Here is a 24,951-nt window from a genome sequence, read left to right on the forward strand (position 1 = left end):
CTTTTGGCTTTGGCGGGTGTATGGTTTGAAAAAAGAAGGGGTGAAGAGATGGAATTAATTGAAACTCCCTATGTATTGGGTGAGAAAAATAAGCATATTCAAAAAGTCTTAAATTTCGGTAAGACCCAAGTCGTCAATATGCAATTGCAAAAGGGAGAGAAAATTGCAGAGCATGATTCGATGGCCGATGTCCTTATCATCGTGCGAAGCGGAAAAGTTTCATTTGTTGTAGAAGGGCAGACGGTGGAAGCAGCACCTGATAATATTCTGCATATGAACCCGAAAGAGAAACATAGTCTTACTGCAGTCGAACCGAGCGACTTATTGGTACTGCAAATTTCCCCATGAAAAAAAGCTCACGCTGACGATGCGTGAGCTTTTTTATATTGAGATGCGCAGTTTGCGCTTTTCTTTGTTGTCCAGACTCCAGCGCCCAGCTCTTCGGGGTCATAAGCCAACCCGGCTATGCGGCAAAGAGCGCCGCTTCGCCGGTCTGTCTTATGCCCGTCAGAGCTACCCGGGCGCTTGCGCTTTTCTTAATTGTCCAGACTCCAGCGCCCAGGTCCTAGGGTCATAAGCTGCTCTGGCTGTGCGGCAAAGAACGCCGCTTCGCCAGAACATCTTATGCCCGTCGGACCTACCCGGGCGCTTCTGCTTTTCTCTTTACCATTCAAAGTCTTCCGGGTATTCTGCTTGAACGGCAATTTCGTGGATCGGCTTTTTATGAGGTGTAGCCGCGGCGAGGACTTGGTTGCGAAAGGCTGTATAGTCCTGGTCCTGCACGGCGAGTTTCATGGCGATAGCTGATAGGCTTTGGGCCCGCTGCTGTTTGGTCATGCCGATGTATTTCAAGTTTAAAAGGTCCACATATTGGATAGCGTAATCATTCACTGTAACCGGCTGGTTGAAGGCTTTCACAATCAGATCAAACTCTTCCTTTGTGATATGTCCTTGCAGGCAGTCGAGAATCAATGACTGAAAGCGGAAAATGACTGGCAAGTGGACATCCCAAAGAGGATACTCTTTTTCTTGCTGATAAAATTTCACGAAATCCTTCAAGGCAATGGCGGAGTAAATCAATTCTGGCCACAGCACTTCAGTGGAAAAATAAATATTTTTGTCAGGTGCGATAAACTTGTGCTGCTTCATTGTGTGTTCGTGCAGACCGTTGAAAACGAAATCAACGTTGCGGTCTCCTTGAGCGGCATGGCGAATTTCGTAGGAAATTCCCAGAATCCGCATCCGCGACCCTTCGTAGCCATAATACTGGTCTTCCTGGCCGATCACCCGGTAGATGGCCTGGTTCAGCTCATCCAGATCGAAATAATCACCGCTTATTTTAACACCTGTATGATTCGGCGTACTTTTCATGGTCAGCATGTCAATATCCCCCTCAGCGTTTTGGTGTGTAGTCGAGTTGATTAAATAGCTCAGTGCGTTCTGCTTCGGTCAAATTGCGCCATTCACCGACAGGCAGGTCTTCTAATAGGATATTCATGATGCGGACACGCTGCAAATTCCGAACTTCGTAGCCAAGTGCCGAGCACATGCGGCGGATCTGGCGATTCAAACCTTGCCGTAATGTTAGCTTGAAAGTGTAAGTTGAAAGCTTGTCCGCTTTCGCTGGAAGCGTCTTGGTGTCAAGGATTTCCACCCCTTCTTCCATTTTTGCCAGAAAGGATTCCGTGATCGGCATGTCGACTTTGACGATATATTCCTTTTCATGTTCATTTTCAGCACGCAGAATCTCATTGACGATATCGCCGTCATTGGTCAAAAGGATAAGGCCCTCTGAATCTTTGTCGAGGCGTCCAACATGAAAGATACGTTCAGAGTGATTGACGAAATCGACAATGTTGCCTTCAATATGCCGTTCAGTTGTACTGGTGATTCCCACGGGTTTGTTTAAGGCCAAGTAGACATATTGCTGTTTGGGCTGTTCGATGAGTTTGCCGTCCACATGAACTTGGTCTCCGGCTTCGACTTTGCTGCCGAGCTCAGCGGGCTGCCCATTGATGGTAACACGCCCCGCCTCGATAAATTTATCGGCTCCGCGCCGGGAAGTGATTCCTGTTTCGCTTAAAAACTTATTGATTCGCATAGTAGATTCCTTTCAATTCCTTATTTCCTGGTGTCGCTCTTATTATACATGAACAAGCAGAGTGAATAAAAAATATAGATGTTTCACAGTTGCATTTTTTAGATTAGTTTGACAATATAGAAGGGAAGCTGTTATTGATGCGCCACGGTTTATGCAGAATAATGTAAGCGCGTACATAACAGTAAATGAGAAAAAGGGAGAGATGGGCATGGTCTATGCAGTTCCAAACACAGAAGGCTCGAAAGTTACGTTCAAAAACAGATATGAGAACTTTATAAACGGGGAATGGAAAGCACCGGTCAAAGGGCAGTATTTTGACAATGTCTCGCCAGTAACGGGCAAAAAGTTTACGGAAATTGCCCGTTCTACAGCTGAAGATGTCGAATTGGCCTTGGATGCGGCTCATGCGGCAAAAGACGGTTGGGGCAAAACTTCTGTAACAGAACGTGCCAACGCATTGCTGAAAATTGCAGATCGTTTGGAACAGAACCTGGAAATGTTGGCTGTTGCTGAAACTTGGGACAACGGAAAAGCTGTCCGCGAAACATTAAATGCCGATCTGCCTTTGGCAATTGACCATTTTCGCTATTTCGCTGGAGCGATTCGTGCACAGGAAGGTTCACTCAGCCAAATCGACAACGACACGGTAGCCTACCATTTCCATGAGCCGCTTGGTGTTGTTGGCCAAATCATTCCGTGGAATTTCCCGATATTAATGGCTGTTTGGAAACTGGCTCCAGCTCTTGCTGCTGGAAACTGTGTAGTCCTGAAGCCTGCTGAGCAGACGCCGGCAAGCATTCTGGTATTGGCCGAGCTCATCGCTGATATCCTGCCTCCTGGAGTCTTGAATATCGTCAATGGATTTGGGCTTGAAACAGGGAAGCCGCTTGCCTCTAGTCCACGCATCAGCAAAATTGCGTTTACAGGCGAAACGACTACAGGACGCATGATCATGCAGTATGCTTCACAAAACCTGATACCGGTAACGTTGGAACTGGGCGGAAAATCTCCAAATATCTTCTTTAAAGACGTCATGGATCAGGACGATGCGTTCCTTGATAAAGCAATTGAAGGATTTGTCATGTTTGCCTTGAACCAAGGGGAAGTTTGTACATGCCCATCCCGCGTGCTGATCCAGGAAGACATTTACGACGAGTTTATGGAGCGTGCAATAAAGCGCGTGAAAGCAATCAAAACAGGCAACCCGCTTGATCCGGAAACGATGATGGGTGCACAGGCCTCCACCGAGCAAATGGAGAAAATCCAATCCTATTTGGATATCGGCAAACAGGAAGGCGCTAAAGTACTTGCCGGCGGCGACCGCAACCATTTGGAAGGTGAGCTGTCTGAAGGCTTCTATATCCAGCCGACAGTGTTCGAAGGCCATAACAAGATGCGCATTTTCCAGGAAGAGATTTTTGGGCCAGTCGTTTCTGTAACAACGTTTAAAACGAAAGAAGAAGCGCTTGAAATTGCCAATGATACGTTATATGGACTTGGCGCAGGGATTTGGACGCGCGACACTAACACCGCTTACCGTTTCGGACGCGGCATCCAGGCAGGGCGTGTTTGGACAAACTGCTACCACCAATATCCTGCTCACGCAGCGTTTGGTGGATACAAAATGTCCGGTTTTGGTCGTGAAAACCATTTGATGATGCTCAACCATTACCAGCAGACGAAAAATATGCTGGTCAGCTACAGCGAAGACAAGCAAGGGTTCTTTTGATACCACGGAACATCCAGCCCGTATTTTAAGGATTACCGGAAAGTAGGGATAGCAATGGTCGAACGTGTAATTGCGACAGATGCTGCTATTGAATTGATCCAATTGCTGAAGGAAAAGCATGGGCCTGTTATGTTTCATCAATCCGGAGGCTGCTGTGACGGCAGTTCCCCGATGTGCTATCCGGAAGGTGATCTATTCATCGGGGATCAGGATATCTTGATGGGAGTCATCGGAGACAGTAAATTCTATATGCACAAAAACCAATTCGACTACTGGAGCCACACGCAGCTCATCATTGATGTTGTGCCGGGACGCGGAGGAATGTTTTCTTTGGAAGGCGTGGAAGGCAAACGCTTCCTGACCAGGTCAAGAGCGTTTACCACAGAAGAAACCAAGGAATTGCAGGAACAGATTTAAAAGGGACCGGATGCAAATGCATCCGGTTTTTTAATGGCAATTAATGCTAAGAAAGTACGGAAAACCTTTATGCATCAAGGGTTTAAGGTAGAATTCGTGTTAGGAAAATGGTATAATTTCAATACGAAAGGTGGTCATACAGTTGACGAAATTAGTGAACCGAGTTTCCCATGAACAAGCCAATCACGCGATTTCCTGCGCTTCACATTCTCTAGTTACGGAAGGGTTTGACGTGACAAATGAGGATGAGAATTTCGTTCGGTCGGTATTGACTGGTGAGCGGACGGAAGCACAATTCCATCAGGCCATCAAAAGGAAGTTCGATGTCTAAGTACCAGCATACCTCGATGTATTGCTACCCTGGAACCGATGTACTGATTAATCTGTTCGATGTGCAGGATGAAGAAAAACTGAAGGATCTCGAGAAAGTTTACTCTCTGCTTCGCCTCTCGGAATTGCAGATACAGAAGCCGGCAGATCCACTGGATGTTCAAGCATTTCTAGCCATACATTATTATCTGCTTCAGGACGTCTACCCGTTTGCCGGGGAGTTGCGAAAAGAAATGATTTCCAAAGGATCCTCTTCTTTTGCTCACCCGAAACACATTGAGGTGCATTTGCTGAAAATTTTTGATGAGTTGAAAGCAGAGAATTACTTGAAAGAATTGCCGCGAAATCAGCTGATTTCACGGCTCGCTTATTTTTTGTCGGAATTGAATGCACTGCATCCTTTCCGCGAAGGCAATGGACGCAGTGTCCGTGAATTTGCACGGCAGCTTTTATTGAATGCCGGTTATCGGCTGGATTGGGAAAAAGTGCTGGAGCCTGCAGAAATTATCAATGCTTTTGTTGATTCGTTTAATAAAGACAATGATCGCCTGAAAGGGCTGTTGGATGAAATTATCACTCCATGAAAATGCCAGCTGCTCGAGGAGCGCTGGCATTTTCTATTCGTTGGGATTAGGATGCTTCTGCAGCCAGTCGATGCCAAATTCGATCAGGGGCTTCATTTCCACAAGCTGGGTTTGTGCCTGGCCTAACCGTCCTTTTGAAATATTGCCCGGAAAAGCTTTGGCGATTTCCGGAAAACGGTCTGAATCCATTTCGACGCAATCGTACGTCTGCCAAATGCGCTTCCCATTTTTTAAAACTGCTGCGCCCTGCGGAGAAGTAGAACGGTTTTCCTGAACAAATTCAGCATAATGAAGAGCTGTACACGAATCAAAGCCGACGCCAATGAAAAGGATCTTCACATTGGCCTGCAGCATTTTTGCGAGCGGCGACCGTTCTCCGAAAGAATCATCGATGGGTTGTTCACTCATCCAATCAGTCGCCTGGCTGCCCCAAGCGATAAATGAATGTGAAGGATGAGGACTCCGTATCGTCAATGGATGGCGATGGAAAGATTCCGCGATTTTGCCCATGCCGCGCATACCGCTTAAGTGTGGATCAAATGCGGGCAGCTCGTCACGTATCGGCTGATGCCAATTTTCGGGAACCGGCGGCTCCATCCAGTATACAGGGTCTGAGTTGTCCGCAGACTGTGCGGGCATGACTAAGGTGCCCGTTTCAGTAATAGTTTCCATCAAGGCTTCTACGACCGCTTGAGCGCCTCCAGCGATCCATCCCATGGACTTCAGGGAAGAGTGGACCATTAATGCATCTCCGGCAGCAATGCCAAGCTGCTGAAGCTGTCGTTTTAATGTCGCTTTTGATTGGAATTCGGGTGTGTTTAAAATATTCAATAACTCTGACATAAAGTATCCCTCCGATTTCATTATATTATAAAGGAAAGCCTGCTGTTTTGGGTAACCCCCGCTGCAGGGTGATAGAGAAAGGAATGATGGCAATGGAAGCAAGACCAATGAAAGAGTCAAGAACCATTCAGACAAAGTTGGTGCTCCCGCCGGACACCAATCATATGGACTCGATATTCGGCGGCAAGGTATTGGCTTATATCGATGAAATTGCAGGAATCACGGCGATGAAGCATGCACGCCGCCAAGTTGTGGTAACTGCATCAATTGATTCAGTAGATTTTCTGTCTTCTGCACGTGTCGGGGATGTCCTGGAGCTTGAAGCAAATGTTACTTCAACCGGACGGACTTCCATGGAGGTTTATGTACGTGTGAAATCGCAGAACCTACAAACAGGTGAAGAAAAGCTGACAACAGAATCGTTTTTGACGATGGTGGCGATGGGTGACGATGGCAAGCCGACGCCTGTCCCGCCTGTATTAGCCGAATCGGAAGGTGAAAAGCGCTTTTTTGAAACAGCCCCTGCCAGACGCGAACACCGGAAAATGAGAGTGAAAACGCCAAGATAACAGAGAAAGGTGCATGGGTTTTATTCCATGCACCTTTTTATAATGAAAATTATCATTGAGTTGTTTCAGTTTTGGATTTCACGTTTGCTAAAGCATTGCCTGGTTCACTGCTTATTACTGATAAGCTGCCGTCTGTTTCGAGGACGACTGCTTTCACTTTTTCAGTGGAGCCAAAACCGGTGTTGCGGATAGCCTGCAGGATTTCGATTTCTTTGATTCGTTCCTTTTTCATGGTACTTCTCAAAAATTGCCCATCGAGAAATAGCAAGCTTGGTTCTGATTTAATAATATTATTGAACCACTTGGAATGAACGGAAAAAAGCGTGAATAAATACTGCAAAAAGATCAATAAGGCAAATGCAGTCATCCCTTCAAGAAGACTGATGCTGTTGTTCAATAGAACCGTGGCCAATGTTGAACCCAGAGCCACAGTTACCACCAAGTCAAAAGCATTTAATTTGGTTAAGGTCCGTTTGCCTGAGATGCGCAGAAAGATAATCAGTCCAACGTATGCAAGGAAACCGACTGTCACAATCCTGATAAAACTGTCGAGCGTAATTTCAAACATCATGTGCCCCCTTCTATTTTTATGAGTTTATCCACATGTTAATAAGTTCCGTTTTTGTAAGAACATCATGAAAATTAAAATATTTTATCCACATAGCACACATAAATAGCATAGTTAGTGTGCATAAGGAGAGGAATATGGAACATCTTGCTTCCAAATCCGGAATTTGGGGTATTTTCTAGTTGTTCTCTATGTTTCCCCTTAGAGTTATTAACAAACATGGATCGGACAGAAATACAACAGAAGTGGTTGCAGTTTTTCGCAAAGGGAATAGGAAAATATCTTATGTTCAGACGGGGGCGATCAAAATGGAACTTTTTCTGAAACTGATCCGTTATGCTGGCTTACTAATTTTTGCGATAGGAGTCTTGCTGTCTACTGTGACTCTGATCAATTTTATTTTCGGTTTAACCGATGCTTTATGGTTTCAGATTTACTTTATCCGTTTGTATTTGTTTCTGGTGATTTCAGGGATTCTGCTTTATATTCTCATTACGTTCCGAAGAAAAGACAACGAAAAAAAGGAGTAGCCGAGGCTGCTCCTTTTTGCTGTTTCAAAACTCACTAAGAAGGAAAATCCTCCATTACTGGATGAAACTTATTTTTTTGCCAATAATTCTTCGAAATACGTGCCGAACTCTTTTGAACGTTTCAAAATCGTGCTTGAAGATACGCCGAATTTTTCGCTTAAGTCTTTTGCAGAAAGCATTGGCCCTTTAACCAGTTCGTGATCCTGCAGGAATCTCCAATAGCCGGCTACAAGTGCTTCCGGTTTTTGGACAGTTGGCTGCTGGCTCACAAGATAGCTGTTTAAGATGCTAGTAATGTTGTTGATTGTCTCTTCATCAAAATCTGCCTGCTCAATATGCTTGTCAAGTTCTGCCATCACCGAATCGTGTTCGGGAGAAAGCTGGATGCTTTCTTCAACACTGCCAGTTGAATACTTGACGATTTGTTCAACCACAGCCAAGTAATTATCGCGCAGATAGCTTTCATCCTCTGAACCATTGTCAGCAGCGATTTGTGCTTTTAGCTGCTCAAGGAATGGAGCGAATTCTCCAACGACTGTCAAATAGCCATTAAGGAACAACACGCCTTCTTTTCCAATACGGGAGTCCGGAAGAAGAATGGCCAGCAAGCCTTGTCCGTTTTCCATATCTGTTGGCGGCTGATCTGTCATTTTGAGTGTTTCACCCGTAAAGACATCTTTGAACTGAGCCGTTTCTGTATTGCCTTCAATGTATTGCCCAAGGAATACCTTTGCGTCTTTCCAGTTTTCAAGCACTTCTTTAGTTGAAGGGCGTTGAGCCAGTTCGATTTGCTTAGCTAAAAAGTCTTCCCAAAGTTCCGGTTTTTTCATGAACAGGAAATTCTCGATTACAAAGGCCTGGGCATCGTTTTCAGCCATGGATTGCATCAAGCGTGGCTGCCACTCCTGTTGAAGTTCACGAAAATCGGCAAGCTGTTCCTGATTTGGGTTTTCCGAGAAGAACTGCTGACGTACTTTGAACAGTTCATCATTCACCAAATCATTGATGGACACAGTTTGCTGTTTTCCGTGACACTTTTTGTACTTTTTACCGCTGCCGCATGGGCATGGATCATTTCTTCCTACCATTCTAATCACCTACATTTTTTATTGAGTGTAACATAAAATGGCGATACGCTCAAAAGTCTGACGATTTAGACGCGGAGAGATCGTACAGAAACATACTGTGATGGCTGGGGATAGGGAGCGGAAGCTGTTTTTTGTCCCATTTTTTGGAAAGAGGTTAACCGAACTATAAATACCTAAAATAGGCACAAAGCAGAACCCGTATTATAATAGAGTAAAACAAGCAATGAGCAGGAGGGGACAAATGTGTTTGAAGATCCGGTAGAAGAATCGATTTCATGGATGCGTGTCATCTTTTTGACCGTGCTTATTGTTTTGGTGTCCCGGCATTTCCTGTTCGAACCTGTGGCCGTGCACGGCGAATCCATGATGCCTACATTTGAAGACGATGACAAAGTCATGCTGGTGAAGATTTATTCGATTGAAAATTTTGATATGATCGTGTTCACTGCACCAAATGGAGTGAATTTCATCAAGCGGGTGATTGGCGTTCCGGGAGACCGTATTTCCATGGAAGATGATCAATTGTATGTCAATGGCAAGGCCGAAGCAGAACCTTATTTGGATAAAAACAGGAAACTGGCGGAGCAGCAGGGACTTTACCGATTGACCGAGGATTTTAAGGAATTTACGGTGCCGGCAGAATCCTATTATGTATTGGGTGACAACCGGTTAAACAGTATGGACTCCAGAGTTTTAGGGTTTATTTCCCGAGATTCGATCGTGGGTGAAGTGAAAATCAGACTTGCTCCTTTCAATCATGTGGGAATTGTAGAATGAAACATCAGTTTCTGTTCCAGCACACAAAAAGGCAGCTACCCCTTTGGAAGAGGCAGCTGTCTTTTGGTGTGCTTTAAAATAAATTTAATTTTTCAATTCGGTTTATCGCTTCGATGATACGGGCTTCATCAACCAATAATCCGACACGGACAAAGCCTTCGCCGCCATCACCGAATCCGCTGCCTGCAGCAACTGAAATATCGGCTTTTTCCAGAAGAAAGTCGGCAAATTCCACACTGGTGAATCCTTTCGGAACCGGCAGCCAAGCAAAGAAAGAACCTGCTGGCGCTTCAATGTTCCAACCGATGCGCGAGCATTCTTCAGCGAGGATATTGCGGCGTTTTTCGTAAAGGTCCACCAGCTCGTCCACGCACTGCTGATCAGCGCTCAATGCTTCCGCTGCGGCCATTTGGACGGCAGGGAATAAACCTGCAAATAAATGGTCTTGGATCAAGTTAAGCGCTTCAATCATTTTGGAGTTGCCAACAGCAAATCCGATGCGCCAGCCGGCCATGTTGTATGTTTTCGATAAGGTATACATCTCGATGCCAATTTCTTTGGCTCCTTCAGATTGCAGGAAGCTTACCGGTTTTTTGCCTTCGTACCCGACAGCGCCATAAGCAAAATCATGGACAACAGCAATGCCGTTGTTTTTAGCGAAAGCGACAGTTTCATCAAAAAAGTCTTTATTGGCAATAGCGCCTGTTGGATTGTTCGGGTAGTTCAAGTACATCAGTTTAGCTTGCGTCCGGACGGATTCCGGCAGCTCGCTGTAGTTCGGCAAATAGCCGTTTTCTGGATCCAGCCGCAACAGCTCGTAGCCGATGTCGGCAAGTGGGGCACTGGACAGGTAATCCGGGTATCCGGGATCCGGCAGCAGCAGGATGTCCTCGGGATTCAGCAGGGCCAGTGGCAATTCGACCAGGCCGATTTTAGTTCCAGCCAGTATGGCTACTTCAAGATCGGGGTCGATATCAACGCCGTATTCGCGTTTGTAAAAAGCCACTGCAGCCTGGCGCAGTTCGGCAATGCCGCGAAAAGGCGAGTATTTGTGCGTTTTTGGATCGGCCGCGGCCGTTTGCAGCGCTTTGATGATATGGCCTGGCGTCGGCTGATCGGGATTGCCTTGGCCAAGGTTGATAACGTCACGCCCTTCGGCAATGGCTTTGCTCGTTTTAGCGACCAGCGAAGCAAAAAATTGGGTAGGCAGGTTTTGCAGGCGATTTGAAAATTCCATGAGATTCTCCTTGTTTTCGAAATAATTGCACATCTACCCCAAATCTTATAGAGTTTAAGGTAACTTGTCTACTGGAGGAGAAAATATGAAAATTGCATGCGTACAGATGGATATCGCTTTTGGAGAGCCTGAACAGAATTACCGGCAGGTTGTGGATTATTTGACAGAGGCGGCAAACAATGGGGCTGAGACCATTGTTCTGCCTGAAATGTGGAACACCGGCTATGCCCTGACGGAACTGGAAGCCTTGGCAGACAGCACGAACCGCACAGTGGAACTGCTGAAAGGTTTTGCAAAAGAACACGCGGTGAATATTGTTGGCGGCTCGGTTTCAACGAAAAAGGCTGATGGTTTCTACAATACAATGTTTGTTGTCAGCAAAACGGGTGAGCTTGTTTCAGAATATGACAAAGCGCATCGCTTCGGCTTGATGGATGAACACATCCATCTCGAAGAAGGAGATTCCCTCGGTCTATTCGAATTGGACAATATCGCATTCGGCGGAGTGATTTGCTACGATATCCGTTTCCCTGAATGGATTCGTGCTCAAGCTCTGAACGGCGCAAAACTCATTTTTGTTTCAGCAGAATGGCCGGAAGCACGAATTGACCATTGGCGCATCCTGCTGCAGGCACGCGCCATTGAGAACCAGTGCTTTATCGTTGCAGTAAACCGCATCGGCAGCGACCCGAACAACGAATTTGGCGGCAGCACGATGGCCATTGCTCCATGGGGAGAAGTTCGCTTGGACATGAAAAAAGAAGAAGGCATCGGCTATGTGGAAATCGATTTAGCTGAAGTCGAGGAGGTCCGGAAACGGATTCCGGTGTTCGATGACCGCCGCGAAAAGTTGTACGAAAAGTTCAAAAAGCAGATTGACACCCTGCAGTAATGCCTGTAACATAAAATTCAATCTAATAACCTAAACTTATCAAGAGAGACCGAGGGGTAGGCCCTATGACGTCCGGCAACCCCCGATTGGGAAGGTGCCAAGTCCTGCGGAACCAGAAAAATGTTCCGGAAGATAAGTCGAGAAATTAAACTTTTCGATGCCTCTTTCTTGATGAAAGAGGCATCTTTTTGTTGGCGGGAGGAAGCTATGATACAGATTGAGAAATTGACGAAAACTTACACAACCAAACATGGCACCGTCACTGGAGTGGACAATGTTTCATTGGATATTGGAAAAGGGGAGATTTTTGGCATCGTCGGTTATTCGGGCGCCGGTAAAAGCTCTTTAATCCGATGCATCAATCTGCTTGAACGTCCCACCTCAGGCAGTGTCATAGTAGATGGCAAAGATCTGACTAAATTGAATGGGAACCAGTTGAGAAAAGCCCGCTTGAAAATCGGCATGATCTTTCAGCATTTTTATCTGATCAGCCAAAAAACGGTCTACGACAATATCGCTTTTGCGCTTCGGGCTGCAGGCACTCCTCCAAAAATCATTTCAGCTCGTGTGGAAGAGCTGCTCGAAATGGTCGGCCTATCCGACAAGCGTGATGTTTATCCGGCCCAACTGAGCGGCGGCCAAAAGCAGCGTGTCGGCATTGCCCGGGCGCTGGCCAACAATCCGGCAGTACTGCTATGCGATGAAGCAACATCGGCACTCGATCCCAATACGACCTTATCCATCTTGCGGTTGCTGAAAGACATCAACCGTAAATTGAACATTACGATTGTGCTGATTACGCACGAAATGAATGTGGTCAAAGAAATCTGCGACCGAATGGCTGTCATGCAGGAAGGGTGCGTCATTGAAGAAGGACAGGTATACGACATCTTTGCAGATCCCCAAAAGGATTTGACGAAGGAATTCATTTCCAGTGTCGTTTCGTTTAATGTTCCCGAACATCTTCTGAAGGAATTTACTGGAACACTGGTGAAAGTGCTGTTCAAGGGCGGTGTCGCAGGAGAAGGTGTAATTTCTGATACTCTGCAGAACTACCCAATCAAAGGGAATTTTTTGCATGGGGCAATCGAATATATTCAGGAACGGCCGCTTGGAGTATTTATCATGGAGCTGAAAGGCACTTCTTCCGCTGTTATGGACGCATTAAAGTACATGGAAAGCAGATCTGCAATTGTGGAGGTGATTCCTAGTGGGCATTGAATGGGGACGAATAATTGAACTTTGGCCAGAGATACAAACTGCATTTTTTCAAACATTGACGATGATCGGCATCTCGTTATCTGTAGCGTTAATCGTCGGGCTGCCGTTAGGGATTTTGCTGTTTATCACAGACCGTGGCTTGTTTCTGGAAAATCGTCCGGTAAATTCTGTAGTCGGCTTTGTCGTCAACATCGTCCGCTCGATTCCGTTTATTATTTTGCTGGTGGCACTTATCCCGCTGACTAAATTCATTACTGGAACGACAATCGGTCCGATTGCGGCGAGTGTCTCGTTATCGGTTGCGGCCATTCCTTTTTTCGCGCGGATTGTGGAAACCTCACTCCGTGAAATCGACAAGGGCGTCATCGAGGCAGCAATTGCAGTAGGCGCTACACCGTGGATGATCATTAAAGACGTTCTGCTTCCGGAAGCGAAAGCGAGCATTATCCAAGGCGTGACGTTGACCATCATCAGCTTGGTCGCCTATTCGGCCATGGCTGGCGTTGTAGGGGGCGGAGGCATTGGAGATCTGGCCATCCGCTTCGGTTATTACCGGTACGATAATACCATCATGATTGTCACAGTCGTCATTTTGATTGTGCTGGTCCAATTGATACAACAGGCAGGAGATTATACAGCTAAAGCCATCGACAAACGATAAGGGGAGAGAATAATATGAAAAAATTTGGATTGATAGTAGCAGCGAGTGCATTGGCTTTGGCAGCATGCGGCGGTGGAGAAGAAAGTGGCTCTTCAGGCTCATCTGAAGAAGCTTCAAAAGATATTAAGCTAGGGGCAACTGCGGGGCCATATAGCGATATGCTAAACCAAGCAATCGTGCCTGGTTTAGAGGAAAAGGGCTATACGGTGGAAATTGTTGAATTCAGCGATTACATCCAGCCCAATGTGGCGCTTGATGGCGGCGATATCGATGCCAACCTGTTCCAGCACACCATTTATCTGGAGAACTTTGAACAGGAGCAAGGAATGGATTTGTCGGCATTGACTACAGTACCGACTGCTCCAATGGGCATTTATTCAAACCAATTTGATTCATTGGAAGCCATTGAGGATGGAGCAACCATCGCGATTCCGAATGATCCGGTAAACGGAGCACGTGCATTGCTGATGCTTGAAGCTGAGGGCTTGGTTGAACTGGATCCGGAAGCGGATGTCCTGCAGGCTTCAGAAAGGGATGTTGTTACAAATACGAAGAACCTCGTGTTCCAACCGATCGAAGCAGGCCAGCTGCCGCGCGCAGTTGATGGTTCTGATTTAGCGGCTGTACCTGGAAACTTTGCATTGGCAGCTGAAATGAATCTACTTGATGCACTGGTATTAGAAAACATGCCGGACGAATATCGCAACGTCGTGGCGGTTACTGCTGAAAATGAAGACAGTGAATTGGCTGCCGATTTAGTGGAAGTTGTGGAGTCGGAAGAATTTGAAGCTGTAATCGACGCGGAATTCGAAGGTTTCGGCAAACCCGAATGGATGGCTGAATAGAAGAAGTATCATTCACTCAAAGAATTCTATCGAATGTTATAGAAAAAAAGCCGCTCCAGAGAAAAATCTGGAGCGGCTTTCGTCATATTTAAAGAGCGCTTCAGTCACTTTTAGGAATCATTTTGACCATGTGGTGAAACGGCTCACCTATAATCGTCCATGGTTCGGAGATGGAGTAGCCGAGGCGTTTGTACAGGCGGATTGCGCTTTCTTTATCCACATCAACATTCAGCGAAAGCTTGCCTCCGCCTTGAGCCGCAACCAATTTCTCAGCAAAATCGAACAGTTTTGAACCAATTCCTTGGCCCTGGTATTTCGGGTCGACTGAAACGGTGTCGATATACCATTCATCGGCATGGGCTTCGGGTTCGATTGTCCGTTCATGGCCCTGTTTTTTGAGTTGTTCAATCAAATAACGGTCCAAATCTTCGGCTTGTTTGCCGTGATAAAGCACCAAAATACCGGCGATATCGCCATTTGATGCGGCTGTGTAAGTAGAGCGATAGCTGTGGCGCGTATGTTCACCGCGAACCATCTCTTCTATTTTTTTCAGCACAGCTTCTGGCTCTTGCTGCGCGGTCATATGATTGGCGATATCGCCGATTGCATTGATGATGAGCGGTGCTGCTTTTTCTGCGTCTTCCGGCCGTGCTTGTCTAATGATAATATTCATTGGGATCCACTCCTTTTGCTTGCATTAACTCTGCTATGACTGAAATAATAGTATATCAACCAAACAGCCCTTTAGCATGAAGGAGGCGAAACATGGAAACCACAAGGCACGTCTTGACCTATGGAGATGCATTTGTCGATTATATTGCAGCAAATACAACAAACGACCGATTCAACCGCCATTTGGGAGGCGCTACAGTAAATGTGGCCGCAGGTATCAGCCGGCTGGGATTGTCCTCAAGATTTATTACAATTACTGGCGACGATGAAACTTCGGCTTTTGTACGACATGAATTAGTGAAAGAAGGCGTCGATTTAACGCACGCCATCATGGTTCCGGAAAAGCGGGTAAGCGGTGTCTACATTCACCTGACTCCGGAATTTGACCGCGTGTTTGCGGATTATGTCAATGAAACACCTGACCTTCAAGTAGAGGGCCATGAACTAAAAGGCGAAGCTTTCGAAAGGGCCAGTGTCTTTCATTTTTGTTCGGGAACTCTTTTCCATCCTGAGGCAAGAGCCACAACCCGAAAAGCTCTGGAACTGTCAAAAGAGCATAGTGTTCTTTGTTCATATGATGTTAATATTCGTCCGCTGCGCTGGGAAAGTGAAGAGCATTGCCGTGAAACGGTACTCGGCTTTCTGCCATTGGCCGACATTGTCAAACTGACAACCGCAGAGCTGGCTTTCCTGATGGAAACCGAATCTCTGGAAGAGGGAATTTCTCGGTTATCGCATTTTTCCATTCCGTTGGTTTTTGTAACCGATGGTGAAAATGGGACGCATGCGGTTTTTCAAAATCATACTCACCATGTTCCTGTCATTCCCGTGCAGCCAGTGGATACAACAGGCGCTGGGGATGCCTTTATGGCAGGCGTCATCCGCCACGTCCATTTGCTTGGCTTGCCTGAAACCCAGCAGGAAGTCGTTGACTGTGCTGATTTTGGCAATAAATTGGGGGCACTTTGTGCGACAAAAGCAGGAGCTCTGACCGCGATGCCACGGCTCGATGAGATGCAAAAAATCATGAATAAAGGGAGCGAAATTCGATGACATTGCACAGTTTTCATTTAAAAGCGGATTGGCCAGGCCTCCGCAACGATGTTGGAGATATTGAAGTGGGCGGTTTAAAAACGCAAATTTCGATTCCTCCCGAAATGGATGGTCCCGGAATTGGTACGAATCCGGATGAAATGTTGCTGGGCGCAGCAGCAACTTGCTACATCATTACACTTGCCGCGATGATGGAACGCAGCAAGCTGGAAAAACAGTCTTTGACGATGGAATCGGAAGGCATTGTAGAAGTGGAAAAAGGCGTAATCACTTATAAACGCATCATCCATAAACCGAAAGTGGTGCTGAAAGCTGGCGCATCTGAAAAGGACTTATCATTAGCACAGAAATTAGCGGAAAAAGCTGAAAGCTCCTGTATGATCACACGTGCCATTCAGGGGAATGTGGAAATAGAATTGCAGGCGGATATTGAAGCAGGAAGCTAAATTTTATAAAAACCTTCATCCTATCAGGACTGAAGGTTTTTATTTTTGCCAATTTTGTCGCGGTGTTTACTATTATATATACCGGGTAGGGTACTTGTAGATCATAAAATATTAAGAGGAGGAAACAAACCATGTTCAATTACACAGTAGATACATCCAAAACAGTGAGTGAAGCCGTAGAGGCATTGGAAGAAAATCTAAAGGCGGAGCAATTCGGCATCCTGTGGAATTTCAACTTAACGGCAAAACTTCAGGAAAAAGGAGAGGATTTCGATACCCCCTACACCATTTTAGAAGTGTGCAATCCGAAAGAAGCCAACCGTGTGTTATCGGAAAACTTGATGATCGGTTATTTTTTGCCATGCAAAATCGTAGTCTATAAGGAAAGCGATGGTGTGAAGATCGGAATGCCAAAGCCCACAGCTTTAATTAGTATGGTAGAAGATCAGAATATCAAAACGATTGCTGAAGATATTGAAGAACGGTTAATCAAGTGCATTGACCAGTCAGCTTAATGAAGATGGGCATCGCGAATCGGGTTTAGCCCCGCTCGTTTTCGAAAGCAATTATTCTTGAAGCTCATGTATTGACATAATACCCTTGGGGGTATATTATAGTGATTAGCAATACATCCTTTGTGATACGGAGGCAGAATGAAATGAAATACGATAAACTTGTCGAGAATCGGTTGAAAAGAATAGAAGGCCAGCTTCGCGGTGTTCTCAAAATGGTGGAGAATGACGAAGATTGCAGAGACGTTGTCATGCAGCTGTCCGCAGTAAGAAGTGCAGTTGATCGGGCTATCGGTGTAATCGTTAGTGATAACCTGGAAACTTGCGTACGTGAAAGCATCGAAAAAGGTGAAAGCACAGAAGGCATGGTAAAAGAAGCTGTAGACTTGCTGGTAAAGAGCCGATAAAAAAGTTTTTTGTTTGACAGCAGGAAATATATTCTCTAATATACCGGTTAGGGTATTAAAAAGTGCGGCGCCACTATAAAACGTCATTTTTTTTCGCAATAAAATATACCCCTATGGGTAATTTAAAATGGAGGCAATAAAATGGCACAAGAGCAAAAGAAAACAACGATCGTATTATTCAGCGGAGATTACGATAAGGTGATGGCAGCTTATATCATTGCCAATGGTGCTGCAGCATACGATCATGAAGTGACAATCTTCCATACATTTTGGGGATTGAATGCATTGCGGAAAGAAAATCCGCCAGCGCTGAAAAAAGGGCGCCTTGAAACGATGTTTGCAAAAATGATGCCGAGAGGTGCGGATAAACTTGGTTTATCAAATATGCAGTTTGGCGGAATGGGACCTAAAATGATCAAACAAGTCATGAAAAAGCATAATGCCCTCACTTTGCCTCAATTAATTGAAATGGCAGAGGAACAGGATGTAAAAATGATTGCTTGCACGATGACAATGGATCTTCTGGGTTTGCAAAAAGAAGAATTGTTGGATGGAGTTGAATATGCAGGAGTGGCAGCTTACCTTGGAGATGCCGAAGACGGCAACGTCAATCTATTCATCTAATCGCATTTAAAGCGGAAGGGAAAGATGCAGCATGGAATGGATCATATGGATTCTGATTGGAGCGGCTGTTCTTTGGATAGCATATCGTTTCACTTCACCAGCTAAAGGAATCAAATCAATTTCTACAGAAGAAATGAAAATGCAGCTCGGTAAAAAAGATAAGCAGTATGTCGATGTACGGACGCCTGCAGAGTTTAAAGGCAATCACATCAGAGGCTTTAAGAACATTCCATTAAATGAACTGCCGAAGCGTATGAGTGAATTGTCAAAAGAGAAAGAAGTACTGGTGATTTGCCAAAGCGGCATGCGCAGCAGCAAAGCCAGCCAATTATTGAAGAAAAATGGATTCACCACCATAACAAATATCAGAGGCGGCATGAGCACTTACCGCAGATAAAGGAGAACTGGGTTATGAAAACAATGACAACTCAACAAGTTCAAGAATTAGTAGAAACCAAACAGTCTATCGACTTGATCGATGTTCGGGAAACGAGTGAGGTAGCGGCAGGGAAAATTCCAGGCGCCATCAATATTCCTTTAGGATTATTGGAATTTAAAATGAGCGAACTTGATAAATCGAAAGAATATATTATGGTTTGCCGATCAGGCGGACGCAGCGGACAAGCTACACGTTTTCTCGAAAATCTGGGATACAAAGTTACCAATATGGATGGCGGAATGCTGGACTGGAATGGCGAAACAAACTAACAGCCTGCTAAAGAACAGGCAAATTTCCAAGGAGGAAATCAAATGGTACAAACTGACTTAACTTTAGATGCAAAAGGGCTGGCATGCCCGATGCCGATTGTAAAAACAAAAAAGATGATGAAAACGATGGATTCAGGTAAAGTACTGGAAATCCTGGCGACAGATAAAGGATCGACAGCGGATCTTCAAGCGTGGGCAAAAAGTTCAGGGCATCAATATATCGGCACTGAAACCGAAGGGGATGTGTTGCGCCATTTTCTTCGTAAAGATGGAGCTGGAGCTCCTGAAGAAACCATCACCATACCAGAAATCTCACTTGCTGATTTCTCTCAAAAGGTTGAAGGCAATGAGCAGATGACGATTCTGGACGTTCGGGAAATAGATGAATTCGAAGAATCCCATATCCCTGGAGCCATTCATATCCCATTAGGTGAAGTAGAAGCACGAATGGATGAATTAACTAAAGAAGATTCCATCTACATTATTTGCCATTCGGGCAGAAGAAGTGGCATCGCTGGAGATATGATGGCCAAAAAAGGATTTGGCAGTCTTTATAACGTCGTACCGGGCATGAACAATTGGACAGGTAAAACAGAGTAAAAAAATTTAAACAACCATATACCCCTGGAGGTAATTCGGATATGACAGTAAAAGCAATGAAAGCAAGTGAAATAGCAAAAAAAGTAATAAATAACGAGCCCTTGTTCATTCTGGATGTGCGGAATGGCGATGCTTTCGCAGATTGGAAAATCGAAGGCGGCAACATCCAGTATTTGAATACACCGTATTTCGATTTATTGGACGGTGTCGAAGAATTGGTTTCAGAACTGCCGACAGACCGGGATATTCTTGTAGTCTGTGCAAAAGAAGGCTCTTCCGTCATGGTAGCAGAAATGCTTTCAGAAGAAGGCGTTGATGCCGCTTATTTAGAAGGTGGGATGAAAGCCTGGAGTGAACACCTGGAGCCAGTAAAAGTCGGTGAATTGCAGGGCGGCGGCGAATTGTACCAATTTGTCCGTCTTGGCAAGGGATGTCTATCGTATATGGCCATCTCTGATGGAGAAGCCGCTGTTATTGATGCAACACGCATGGCGCATATCTTCTTGGACTTCGCGCAGGAAAAGGGCGCAGCTATCACGCATGTATTTGATACGCATTTGCACGCCGATCACATTTCAGGAGGGCGTGCGATTGCAGAAGCAACCGGTGCAAGTTATTATTTGCCACCAAAAGATGCAGAAGAAGTCGCATTTGAATACGAAGCTTTGGAAAACGGCTTGCAAGTGACAATCGGAAAATCAAAAATTGAGATCGAAGCTTTTTATTCACCGGGCCACACGATTGGTTCTACGTCATTCATCGTAGACCACAAATACTTGATGACCGGCGACATTTTGTTTATCGATTCGATCGGCCGGCCGGATCTCGCTGGTCTTGCGGATGACTGGGTAGGTGATTTGAGAGAATCTCTTTACACACGCTATAAAGATCTGGCAAACGAGCTTGTTGTTTTGCCGGCCCATTTCATGATCATTGAAGAGTTGAATGAAGATGGCAGTGTTTCCAAAAAGTTGGGTGATCTGTTCGATGAAAACCATGGTCTGAATATTGCAGACGAACAGGAATTCCGAGATATGGTCACCAAGAACCTGCCGCCGCAGCCGAACGCTTATCAGGATATCCGCAAGATGAACATGGGGCAAATTGCGCCGGACGAAGAAGTGCAGCGTGAAATGGAAATTGGACCAAATCGCTGTGCAGTTCGGTAGGTAAGGATTTTCCCAATTGAAAATATTAAGAGACGCTTTAGAGTTGAAAAATAGCTTAGATATGGAGCAAAACAGCGAAGACTCCCAGGGGTCCAAGCGAAGTGCTGAGATCCACTCGGGCGAAGTGCAACGAGTCCGAGTTAGCTCAGTGCAAGCCCCCAGGAAAGCGAAGCTGTTTTGCGTAATATCGGTTAGTAATTCATATTAATTAAAACCCAAAAGGAGAGATTTTGATGAACGCAGATAAAGTATTGGACGCAAAAGGGCTGGCATGCCCGATGCCGATTGTAAAAACAAGAAAAGTTATGAAAGAAATGGACAGCGGAGAGGTTCTTGAAATTTTGGCAACTGACAAGGGCGCGAAAGCCGATTTGACTGCATGGGCAAAATCCGGCGGACACGAATTGTTGGATTCGCAGGAAAACGGCGATGTCTTTTCATTCTGGATCAAGAAAGGCTAAGAGCCGGATTGGAGGGTATCGACAAGATGCCCTTTTCCCTTTTAGGAAGGTGAACTAAAATGAGTCTGGACTTTATCATTGTCATTTTTATCATCGGATTTGTAGGTTCCTTTATTTCCGGAATGGTGGGAATCGGCGGATCAATCATCAAGTACCCGATGCTGCTTTATATACCGGTGATGCTGGGATATACGGCATTCAGTGCGCATGAAGTATCGGGAATTAGTGCCATTCAAGTATTTTTCGCGACCATCGCAGGTGTCTGGGCATACCGTGGCAGCGGGTATTTGAATAAAACCCTGATCGCTTATATGGGCGGCGCGATTTTAGTGGGAAGTTTTATTGGCGGCTACGGTTCCACCATCATGTCTGAGCAGGGGATCAATATTGTTTACGCGGTATTGGCAACCATCGCGGTCGTGATGATGTTCATGCCCAAAAAAGGAGTCGACGACATTCCGCTCGATCAGGTTGCCTTCAATAAGTGGCTGGCCGCAGGGTTGGCATTTATCGTCGGAATCGCAGCAGGAATTGTCGGAGCAGCGGGTGCCTTTATTTTGGTGCCGATCATGCTGGTTGTCTTAAAAATTCCGACCCGGATGACGATTGCGACTTCACTTGCGATTACGTTTCTTTCGTCCATTGGCTCAACAGTTGGGAAGATCGTAACGGATCAAATTTTATATGGTCCCGCAGCAGTCATGATTGTTGCAAGTATACTGGCTGCGCCTCTTGGAGCGAAGCTGGGGCAAAAAATGAACACGAAATACCTGCAATGGATTTTGGCGTTGCTGATTTTGGGAACAGCTATTAAAATTTGGATAGATATCCTGTAATGCAAAAAGAGAGGGCGCCTTGTTAAAAGGCATCCTCTCTTTTTATCTGACAGTGCTTTCCGCACTTATATTTTCAATACGATGGGATGGATAGGTGTAGTTGCCGGTGCGCTCAATTTGTGCCACTTCGTACATGGCAATTGCCACATTTCTCGCTTCCACAGGTTTGTATTTTTTCATTTTGCCCTTCAGCAATTTGCTGAAAGCTGGGCTTAGTACCGTGGCTGCTTTTTCGCCTAACCGAAATTCCTGGCGGTCTCCGAGCAGCAAAGAGGGCTGGAATATGTGCAGGGCAGCCAAACCGATTTTTTTCAGGCGGACCTGCAGTTGTCCTTTGGTGCGGCTGTAAAAGACTTTGGATTCGGCATCTGCGCCAAGAGCCGTAATGATAAGGAAATTCTTCACTTGCTGAGACTTGGCCAATTCGGCCATCTTCAGGGGATAGTCATAGTCGACTTTTTTGAAGGCATCCTGCGATCCTGCTTTTTTAATGGTAGTGCCGAGGCAGCAATAAACATCGTCGACATCAAAATGCTCGGCGTAATGATCCAATTTGTCGAAATCTGTGACCACCTGTTCGAGTTTTTCATGTGCCATGTCCAGTGGACGGCGAACCAGGATTTTTACTCCGCTGTAATGCGGGCTGTCTAAAAGGATACGGAGCAATTCGTTGCCGACCAGTCCGCTTGCGCCTGCCAGTAAAGCAATTTTGTTGTTCATAGTGAGCGCCTCCTTTTTCTTTGTCTTCTATCTGTTAAAATCTACTATACCCCAAACTGTAGAAATTGTCTTTTTGCTTTGAATCTTTGGCTAGAAGAGTACAATAAGGGTAAGAACGAACGGAAAGGAAGAGGCGCATGAAACCAGTGATAGTCGCTGAAAAGCCAAGTCAGGCCAAGGCCTATGCCGAAGCGTTCAAAACCACAAAACGCGACGGTTACATTGAAGTCGCACCTGATGCGATTTTTCCGGAAGGTGCCTACATCACATGGGGCATCGGCCATCTTGTGGAATTGAAAGAGCCAAAGGCCTATGACCCGAAATGGGGCAAGTGGTCGCTGGCTGCGCTGCCGATTTTGCCGGATACTTACCAGTTTCAAGTGGCAAGAGGCAAAGCACAGCAATTTGGCATCATCAAGAAATTGATTTTCCAAACCGATACGGTCATCAACGCTTGTGACGTAGACCGGGAAGGGTCCAATATATTTTACAGCATTTACTATCAGACAGGCGCCAAAAACAAAAAGATCCAGCGTTTGTGGATCAATTCACTGGAAGCGGATGAAGTCAGGAAAGGCTTTCAGGAGCTGCGGGACAACCGGCAGGATCTCCTGTTGTATCAGGAAGCCAAAGCACGCCAAATCAGCGATTGGCTGGTCGGCATGAATGGATCGCGCCTGTATTCCTTGCTGCTTCAGGAAAAAGGCATTCGTGAGGTCTTTGCTATCGGCCGTGTCCAGACGCCGACTGTATTTTTAATCTATCAGCGCGAAAAAGAAATTGAAGCGTTTGTGCCGGAGCCTTTTTATGAAATTGAAGGTATGTTTGAGGCGGAAAAAGGCCGCTACAAAGGAAAAGCGAAGCTGCGGGCAAAAGAGCGAAAAGAAGCCGAAGAGCTGTTGGCCAAACATGCTATTGCCGCTAAAGAAGAAGGTATTGTGACACAGGTGAAGACGACAGAAAAACGCACACCGCCGCCACAGCTTCATTCCTTATCGACGCTGCAGGCAGCAGCCAACCGGAAATGGAAATACAGTCCGGCTAAAGTTTTGTCTGTCATGCAGGGATTGTACGAAAAAAAACTTGTCAGCTATCCCAGAACTGACACTCAGCATATTACGCCGGGCGAATTTAATTATTTGGCAGGGCAAGCTGAAAAATACCAACAGCTGATTGAAGCGCCATTCCCGATTGCTTCCAAAGCGCCGAAAAAGCGATTTGTGGACAGTTCCAAAGTTCAGGAGCATTACGCCATCATCCCGACAAAAACCATACCGTCAGCCAGAAAATTAGCAGGGCTGGCAAAAGATGAGCGCAATCTATATGAAGAAGTGCTGCGGACAACATTGGCGATGTTCCATAAAGATTACCGGTATGCAGAGACTAAAGTGACAACAGATGTCAAAGGGCTGGCGTTTTTCACTACCGGAAAAACAGAGCTTGAAAAAGGCTGGAGAGAATTATTTCCTGCTGCCAAAGAAGCGAAGCAGGAACCCTCTTTGCCTGAGTTGCAGGAGCAGGAGCGGGTGAAAAGCAAAATCGATATAAAAGAAAGCATGACGCTGCCTCCAAAACCTTATACAGAGGGTCAACTGATTGCCATGATGAAAACCTGCGGGAAGTTTGTCGAAGATGTGGAAGATACCGAGATCCTTAAGGAAATTGAAGGACTCGGTACGGAAGCGACAAGAAGCGGCATCATTGAAACGATTAAACGCCATGAATATATTTCGGTCACCAAAAATATCGTTTCGATTACGGATAAAGGACGCATTCTTTGCCAATCGATCGAAGGGAATTTACTGTCCAGCCCATCCATGACCGCAAAGTGGGAGACTTATTTAAAGAAAATCGGCAAGGGTGAAGGGTCATCAGAAGTGTTCCTGGCTACGATCGGAAAATTTATCCAGAAACTGCTCGATGAAGTCCCAGCACAAATGCAAAAGAACGGGTTGCCGGACAAGATGGCGGCGCCGGACGCCAAAGATGAGATTGCCGTTTGCCCCAGATGTAAAAAAGGGATGATCGTATCGCGAAGAGGTTCGTACAATTGCACTGAATATGACAATGGCTGCAAGCAATCGTTTCCAGCCACTTTTCTGAAAAAACGATTGACGGCCAAGCAGATTGAATACTTGTGCACCAGAGGAAAGACCCCTGTCATTAAAGGCTTTGTTTCGAAAAACGGCAAGAAGTTCAACGCCAAACTGGTGCTGGAAGACGGCAAGTTGAAAATGGAGTTTTAAATTGTAAATGATAATGCAGAAGTAACTTTCGAGGGATGGGTTAAATCCAAAAGCTTGTTTGGTTGCAATGGTTCAAGTTTTTCTTTAATAATGAAAAGTGAAGGC

At 45.6% G+C, this 24,951-nt stretch carries 32 protein-coding genes and 1 riboswitch; of the genes, 24 read left to right on the top strand and 8 right to left on the bottom strand.

Annotated elements, in window-relative coordinates; translation table 11 throughout:
- Nucleotides 1–48 precede the first annotated feature (48 nt).
- Nucleotides 49–348 (top strand): AraC family ligand binding domain-containing protein, encoded by a 300-nt coding sequence (locus GJB59_RS08430; protein WP_142826819.1) that lies wholly within the window; start codon nucleotides 49–51, stop codon nucleotides 346–348.
- A 315-nt stretch (nucleotides 349–663) separates the two neighbouring features.
- On the opposite strand, the gene GJB59_RS08435 is transcribed toward GJB59_RS08430, so the two are convergent.
- Nucleotides 664–1,380: a DUF6904 family protein gene (locus GJB59_RS08435; RefSeq protein ID WP_142826820.1), complete on the bottom strand. Its 717-nt coding sequence runs from the start codon at nucleotides 1,378–1,380 to the stop codon at nucleotides 664–666.
- Between the two features lie 13 nt (nucleotides 1,381–1,393).
- A complete protein-coding gene (rluF, locus tag GJB59_RS08440) occupies nucleotides 1,394–2,101 on the bottom strand; it encodes a 23S rRNA pseudouridine(2604) synthase RluF (RefSeq protein ID WP_142826821.1) in 708 nt (235 codons plus the stop codon).
- 208 nt (nucleotides 2,102–2,309) lie between these two features.
- Between rluF and adh the strand changes: the two genes are divergently transcribed.
- The 4 genes from adh to GJB59_RS08460 all read left to right on the top strand — a co-directional run bounded on the left by adh (nucleotide 2,310) and on the right by GJB59_RS08460 (nucleotide 5,161).
- Nucleotides 2,310–3,830, top strand: coding sequence for an aldehyde dehydrogenase (gene adh / locus GJB59_RS08445; RefSeq protein ID WP_142826822.1), 1,521 nt, complete (start codon nucleotides 2,310–2,312; stop codon nucleotides 3,828–3,830).
- Between the two features lie 54 nt (nucleotides 3,831–3,884).
- Nucleotides 3,885–4,247, top strand: coding sequence for a DUF779 domain-containing protein (locus GJB59_RS08450; protein WP_142826823.1), 363 nt, complete (start codon nucleotides 3,885–3,887; stop codon nucleotides 4,245–4,247).
- A gap of 142 nt (nucleotides 4,248–4,389) precedes the next feature.
- Nucleotides 4,390–4,578, top strand: coding sequence for a hypothetical protein (locus GJB59_RS08455; RefSeq protein WP_142826824.1), 189 nt, complete (start codon nucleotides 4,390–4,392; stop codon nucleotides 4,576–4,578).
- On the top strand, nucleotides 4,571–5,161 hold the full coding sequence (locus tag GJB59_RS08460) for a Fic/DOC family protein (RefSeq protein ID WP_142826825.1): 591 nt from the start codon (nucleotides 4,571–4,573) through the stop codon (nucleotides 5,159–5,161). Before GJB59_RS08455 ends, GJB59_RS08460 begins: the two co-directional genes overlap by 8 nt.
- Before the next feature lie 33 nt (nucleotides 5,162–5,194).
- Here GJB59_RS08460 and GJB59_RS08465 read toward each other — a convergent pair whose 3' ends face one another.
- Nucleotides 5,195–6,004, bottom strand: coding sequence for an AAC(3) family N-acetyltransferase (locus GJB59_RS08465; protein ID WP_142826826.1), 810 nt, complete (start codon nucleotides 6,002–6,004; stop codon nucleotides 5,195–5,197).
- A 92-nt stretch (nucleotides 6,005–6,096) separates the two neighbouring features.
- On the opposite strand from GJB59_RS08465, the gene GJB59_RS08470 reads away from it, so the two are divergent.
- Entirely contained in the window at nucleotides 6,097–6,573 is a 477-nt protein-coding gene (locus tag GJB59_RS08470) for an acyl-CoA thioesterase (protein ID WP_142826827.1), read from the top strand.
- A 52-nt stretch (nucleotides 6,574–6,625) separates the two neighbouring features.
- Here the strand turns inward: GJB59_RS08470 and GJB59_RS08475 are convergent, their stop codons facing one another.
- A complete protein-coding gene (locus tag GJB59_RS08475; RefSeq protein WP_142826828.1) occupies nucleotides 6,626–7,141 on the bottom strand; it encodes a DUF421 domain-containing protein in 516 nt (171 codons plus the stop codon).
- Between the two features lie 308 nt (nucleotides 7,142–7,449).
- Between GJB59_RS08475 and GJB59_RS08480 the strand changes: the two genes are divergently transcribed.
- On the top strand, nucleotides 7,450–7,671 hold the full coding sequence (locus GJB59_RS08480) for a hypothetical protein (RefSeq protein WP_142826829.1): 222 nt from the start codon (nucleotides 7,450–7,452) through the stop codon (nucleotides 7,669–7,671).
- 68 nt (nucleotides 7,672–7,739) lie between these two features.
- Here GJB59_RS08480 and GJB59_RS08485 read toward each other — a convergent pair whose 3' ends face one another.
- A complete protein-coding gene (locus GJB59_RS08485) occupies nucleotides 7,740–8,759 on the bottom strand; it encodes an SEC-C domain-containing protein (protein ID WP_142826830.1) in 1,020 nt (339 codons plus the stop codon).
- Between the two features lie 243 nt (nucleotides 8,760–9,002).
- On the opposite strand from GJB59_RS08485, the gene lepB reads away from it, so the two are divergent.
- On the top strand, nucleotides 9,003–9,536 hold the full coding sequence (gene lepB, locus GJB59_RS08490; RefSeq protein WP_142826831.1) for a signal peptidase I: 534 nt from the start codon (nucleotides 9,003–9,005) through the stop codon (nucleotides 9,534–9,536).
- Between the two features lie 73 nt (nucleotides 9,537–9,609).
- Here lepB and GJB59_RS08495 read toward each other — a convergent pair whose 3' ends face one another.
- Nucleotides 9,610–10,773 carry a pyridoxal phosphate-dependent aminotransferase gene (locus tag GJB59_RS08495; RefSeq protein WP_142826832.1) on the bottom strand — a complete coding sequence of 388 codons (1,164 nt, stop codon included), beginning with the start codon at nucleotides 10,771–10,773 and terminating at the stop codon, nucleotides 9,610–9,612.
- A gap of 85 nt (nucleotides 10,774–10,858) precedes the next feature.
- Here GJB59_RS08495 and GJB59_RS08500 point away from each other — a divergent pair, with 85 nt between their 5' ends.
- From GJB59_RS08500 to GJB59_RS08515, 4 genes are all read left to right on the top strand, one after another.
- The gene (locus tag GJB59_RS08500) at nucleotides 10,859–11,665 is read left to right on the top strand and encodes a carbon-nitrogen family hydrolase (protein WP_142826833.1); all 807 of its coding nucleotides are present in this window, start codon (nucleotides 10,859–10,861) and stop codon (nucleotides 11,663–11,665) included.
- A 33-nt stretch (nucleotides 11,666–11,698) separates the two neighbouring features.
- Nucleotides 11,699–11,804, top strand: a riboswitch (SAM riboswitch).
- Between the two features lie 68 nt (nucleotides 11,805–11,872).
- Nucleotides 11,873–12,886, top strand: coding sequence for a methionine ABC transporter ATP-binding protein (locus GJB59_RS08505; RefSeq protein ID WP_142826834.1), 1,014 nt, complete (start codon nucleotides 11,873–11,875; stop codon nucleotides 12,884–12,886).
- On the top strand, nucleotides 12,876–13,547 hold the full coding sequence (locus GJB59_RS08510; protein WP_142826835.1) for a methionine ABC transporter permease: 672 nt from the start codon (nucleotides 12,876–12,878) through the stop codon (nucleotides 13,545–13,547). The genes GJB59_RS08505 and GJB59_RS08510 overlap by 11 nt, the downstream gene beginning before the upstream one ends.
- A 14-nt stretch (nucleotides 13,548–13,561) precedes the next feature.
- The gene (locus tag GJB59_RS08515; protein ID WP_142826836.1) at nucleotides 13,562–14,392 is read left to right on the top strand and encodes a MetQ/NlpA family ABC transporter substrate-binding protein; all 831 of its coding nucleotides are present in this window, start codon (nucleotides 13,562–13,564) and stop codon (nucleotides 14,390–14,392) included.
- Between the two features lie 100 nt (nucleotides 14,393–14,492).
- Here the strand turns inward: GJB59_RS08515 and GJB59_RS08520 are convergent, their stop codons facing one another.
- Complete coding sequence (locus GJB59_RS08520) at nucleotides 14,493–15,065, bottom strand: GNAT family N-acetyltransferase (protein WP_142826837.1); 573 nt, start codon at nucleotides 15,063–15,065, stop codon at nucleotides 14,493–14,495.
- 92 nt (nucleotides 15,066–15,157) lie between these two features.
- On the opposite strand from GJB59_RS08520, the gene GJB59_RS08525 reads away from it, so the two are divergent.
- The 11 genes from GJB59_RS08525 (at nucleotide 15,158) to GJB59_RS08575 (ending at nucleotide 21,880) form a co-directional block, all read left to right on the top strand.
- On the top strand, nucleotides 15,158–16,117 hold the full coding sequence (locus GJB59_RS08525; protein ID WP_142826838.1) for a carbohydrate kinase family protein: 960 nt from the start codon (nucleotides 15,158–15,160) through the stop codon (nucleotides 16,115–16,117).
- Complete coding sequence (locus GJB59_RS08530; RefSeq protein ID WP_142826839.1) at nucleotides 16,114–16,563, top strand: OsmC family protein; 450 nt, start codon at nucleotides 16,114–16,116, stop codon at nucleotides 16,561–16,563. The genes GJB59_RS08525 and GJB59_RS08530 overlap by 4 nt, the downstream gene beginning before the upstream one ends.
- Nucleotides 16,564–16,694: 131 nt before the next feature.
- Nucleotides 16,695–17,078: a DUF302 domain-containing protein gene (locus GJB59_RS08535; RefSeq protein WP_142826840.1), complete on the top strand. Its 384-nt coding sequence runs from the start codon at nucleotides 16,695–16,697 to the stop codon at nucleotides 17,076–17,078.
- A gap of 143 nt (nucleotides 17,079–17,221) precedes the next feature.
- Nucleotides 17,222–17,482, top strand: coding sequence for a metal-sensitive transcriptional regulator (locus GJB59_RS08540; RefSeq protein WP_142826841.1), 261 nt, complete (start codon nucleotides 17,222–17,224; stop codon nucleotides 17,480–17,482).
- Nucleotides 17,483–17,623: 141 nt separating this feature from the next.
- Complete coding sequence (locus GJB59_RS08545) at nucleotides 17,624–18,106, top strand: DsrE/DsrF/DrsH-like family protein (RefSeq protein WP_142826842.1); 483 nt, start codon at nucleotides 17,624–17,626, stop codon at nucleotides 18,104–18,106.
- Between the two features lie 31 nt (nucleotides 18,107–18,137).
- Nucleotides 18,138–18,503: a rhodanese-like domain-containing protein gene (locus GJB59_RS08550; RefSeq protein ID WP_142826843.1), complete on the top strand. Its 366-nt coding sequence runs from the start codon at nucleotides 18,138–18,140 to the stop codon at nucleotides 18,501–18,503.
- 14 nt (nucleotides 18,504–18,517) lie between these two features.
- On the top strand, nucleotides 18,518–18,814 hold the full coding sequence (locus tag GJB59_RS08555) for a rhodanese-like domain-containing protein (protein WP_142826844.1): 297 nt from the start codon (nucleotides 18,518–18,520) through the stop codon (nucleotides 18,812–18,814).
- 42 nt (nucleotides 18,815–18,856) lie between these two features.
- On the top strand, nucleotides 18,857–19,414 hold the full coding sequence (locus tag GJB59_RS08560) for a sulfurtransferase TusA family protein (RefSeq protein WP_142826845.1): 558 nt from the start codon (nucleotides 18,857–18,859) through the stop codon (nucleotides 19,412–19,414).
- A gap of 41 nt (nucleotides 19,415–19,455) precedes the next feature.
- Entirely contained in the window at nucleotides 19,456–20,583 is a 1,128-nt protein-coding gene (locus GJB59_RS08565) for an MBL fold metallo-hydrolase (protein WP_142826846.1), read from the top strand.
- 233 nt (nucleotides 20,584–20,816) lie between these two features.
- Entirely contained in the window at nucleotides 20,817–21,044 is a 228-nt protein-coding gene (locus GJB59_RS08570; protein WP_142826847.1) for a sulfurtransferase TusA family protein, read from the top strand.
- A 59-nt stretch (nucleotides 21,045–21,103) separates the two neighbouring features.
- Nucleotides 21,104–21,880 (top strand): sulfite exporter TauE/SafE family protein, encoded by a 777-nt coding sequence (locus GJB59_RS08575; protein WP_142826848.1) that lies wholly within the window; start codon nucleotides 21,104–21,106, stop codon nucleotides 21,878–21,880.
- 42 nt (nucleotides 21,881–21,922) lie between these two features.
- On the opposite strand, the gene GJB59_RS08580 is transcribed toward GJB59_RS08575, so the two are convergent.
- Nucleotides 21,923–22,600, bottom strand: a complete 678-nt coding sequence (locus tag GJB59_RS08580; protein WP_142826849.1) for an oxidoreductase — start codon at nucleotides 22,598–22,600, stop codon at nucleotides 21,923–21,925.
- A gap of 137 nt (nucleotides 22,601–22,737) precedes the next feature.
- Here GJB59_RS08580 and GJB59_RS08585 point away from each other — a divergent pair, with 137 nt between their 5' ends.
- Nucleotides 22,738–24,846 (top strand): type IA DNA topoisomerase, encoded by a 2,109-nt coding sequence (locus GJB59_RS08585; RefSeq protein ID WP_142826850.1) that lies wholly within the window; start codon nucleotides 22,738–22,740, stop codon nucleotides 24,844–24,846.
- Nucleotides 24,847–24,951 lie beyond the last annotated feature (105 nt).

Source organism: Planococcus soli, assembly GCF_016881065.1.
Taxonomy (GTDB): Bacteria; Bacillota; Bacilli; order Bacillales_A; family Planococcaceae; genus Planococcus; species Planococcus soli.

Excerpts from the sequence above, each read along its gene's own strand:
- GJB59_RS08430 (WP_142826819.1), top strand. The coding sequence starts at position 49 with ATGGAATTAATTGAAACTCCCTATGTATTGGGTGAGAAAAATAAGCAT.
- GJB59_RS08435 (WP_142826820.1), bottom strand. The coding sequence starts at position 1,380 with ATGCTGACCATGAAAAGTACGCCGAATCATACAGGTGTTAAAATAAGC.
- rluF (WP_142826821.1), bottom strand. The coding sequence starts at position 2,101 with ATGCGAATCAATAAGTTTTTAAGCGAAACAGGAATCACTTCCCGGCGC.
- adh (WP_142826822.1), top strand. The coding sequence starts at position 2,310 with ATGGTCTATGCAGTTCCAAACACAGAAGGCTCGAAAGTTACGTTCAAA.
- GJB59_RS08450 (WP_142826823.1), top strand. The coding sequence starts at position 3,885 with ATGGTCGAACGTGTAATTGCGACAGATGCTGCTATTGAATTGATCCAA.
- GJB59_RS08460 (WP_142826825.1), top strand. The coding sequence starts at position 4,571 with ATGTCTAAGTACCAGCATACCTCGATGTATTGCTACCCTGGAACCGAT.
- GJB59_RS08465 (WP_142826826.1), bottom strand. The coding sequence starts at position 6,004 with ATGTCAGAGTTATTGAATATTTTAAACACACCCGAATTCCAATCAAAA.
- GJB59_RS08470 (WP_142826827.1), top strand. The coding sequence starts at position 6,097 with ATGGAAGCAAGACCAATGAAAGAGTCAAGAACCATTCAGACAAAGTTG.
- GJB59_RS08475 (WP_142826828.1), bottom strand. The coding sequence starts at position 7,141 with ATGTTTGAAATTACGCTCGACAGTTTTATCAGGATTGTGACAGTCGGT.
- GJB59_RS08480 (WP_142826829.1), top strand. The coding sequence starts at position 7,450 with ATGGAACTTTTTCTGAAACTGATCCGTTATGCTGGCTTACTAATTTTT.
- GJB59_RS08485 (WP_142826830.1), bottom strand. The coding sequence starts at position 8,759 with ATGGTAGGAAGAAATGATCCATGCCCATGCGGCAGCGGTAAAAAGTAC.
- GJB59_RS08495 (WP_142826832.1), bottom strand. The coding sequence starts at position 10,773 with ATGGAATTTTCAAATCGCCTGCAAAACCTGCCTACCCAATTTTTTGCT.
- GJB59_RS08500 (WP_142826833.1), top strand. The coding sequence starts at position 10,859 with ATGAAAATTGCATGCGTACAGATGGATATCGCTTTTGGAGAGCCTGAA.
- GJB59_RS08505 (WP_142826834.1), top strand. The coding sequence starts at position 11,873 with ATGATACAGATTGAGAAATTGACGAAAACTTACACAACCAAACATGGC.
- GJB59_RS08515 (WP_142826836.1), top strand. The coding sequence starts at position 13,562 with ATGAAAAAATTTGGATTGATAGTAGCAGCGAGTGCATTGGCTTTGGCA.
- GJB59_RS08520 (WP_142826837.1), bottom strand. The coding sequence starts at position 15,065 with ATGAATATTATCATTAGACAAGCACGGCCGGAAGACGCAGAAAAAGCA.
- GJB59_RS08525 (WP_142826838.1), top strand. The coding sequence starts at position 15,158 with ATGGAAACCACAAGGCACGTCTTGACCTATGGAGATGCATTTGTCGAT.
- GJB59_RS08530 (WP_142826839.1), top strand. The coding sequence starts at position 16,114 with ATGACATTGCACAGTTTTCATTTAAAAGCGGATTGGCCAGGCCTCCGC.
- GJB59_RS08535 (WP_142826840.1), top strand. The coding sequence starts at position 16,695 with ATGTTCAATTACACAGTAGATACATCCAAAACAGTGAGTGAAGCCGTA.
- GJB59_RS08540 (WP_142826841.1), top strand. The coding sequence starts at position 17,222 with ATGAAATACGATAAACTTGTCGAGAATCGGTTGAAAAGAATAGAAGGC.
- GJB59_RS08545 (WP_142826842.1), top strand. The coding sequence starts at position 17,624 with ATGGCACAAGAGCAAAAGAAAACAACGATCGTATTATTCAGCGGAGAT.
- GJB59_RS08550 (WP_142826843.1), top strand. The coding sequence starts at position 18,138 with ATGGAATGGATCATATGGATTCTGATTGGAGCGGCTGTTCTTTGGATA.
- GJB59_RS08555 (WP_142826844.1), top strand. The coding sequence starts at position 18,518 with ATGAAAACAATGACAACTCAACAAGTTCAAGAATTAGTAGAAACCAAA.
- GJB59_RS08560 (WP_142826845.1), top strand. The coding sequence starts at position 18,857 with ATGGTACAAACTGACTTAACTTTAGATGCAAAAGGGCTGGCATGCCCG.
- GJB59_RS08565 (WP_142826846.1), top strand. The coding sequence starts at position 19,456 with ATGACAGTAAAAGCAATGAAAGCAAGTGAAATAGCAAAAAAAGTAATA.
- GJB59_RS08570 (WP_142826847.1), top strand. The coding sequence starts at position 20,817 with ATGAACGCAGATAAAGTATTGGACGCAAAAGGGCTGGCATGCCCGATG.
- GJB59_RS08575 (WP_142826848.1), top strand. The coding sequence starts at position 21,104 with ATGAGTCTGGACTTTATCATTGTCATTTTTATCATCGGATTTGTAGGT.
- GJB59_RS08580 (WP_142826849.1), bottom strand. The coding sequence starts at position 22,600 with ATGAACAACAAAATTGCTTTACTGGCAGGCGCAAGCGGACTGGTCGGC.
- GJB59_RS08585 (WP_142826850.1), top strand. The coding sequence starts at position 22,738 with ATGAAACCAGTGATAGTCGCTGAAAAGCCAAGTCAGGCCAAGGCCTAT.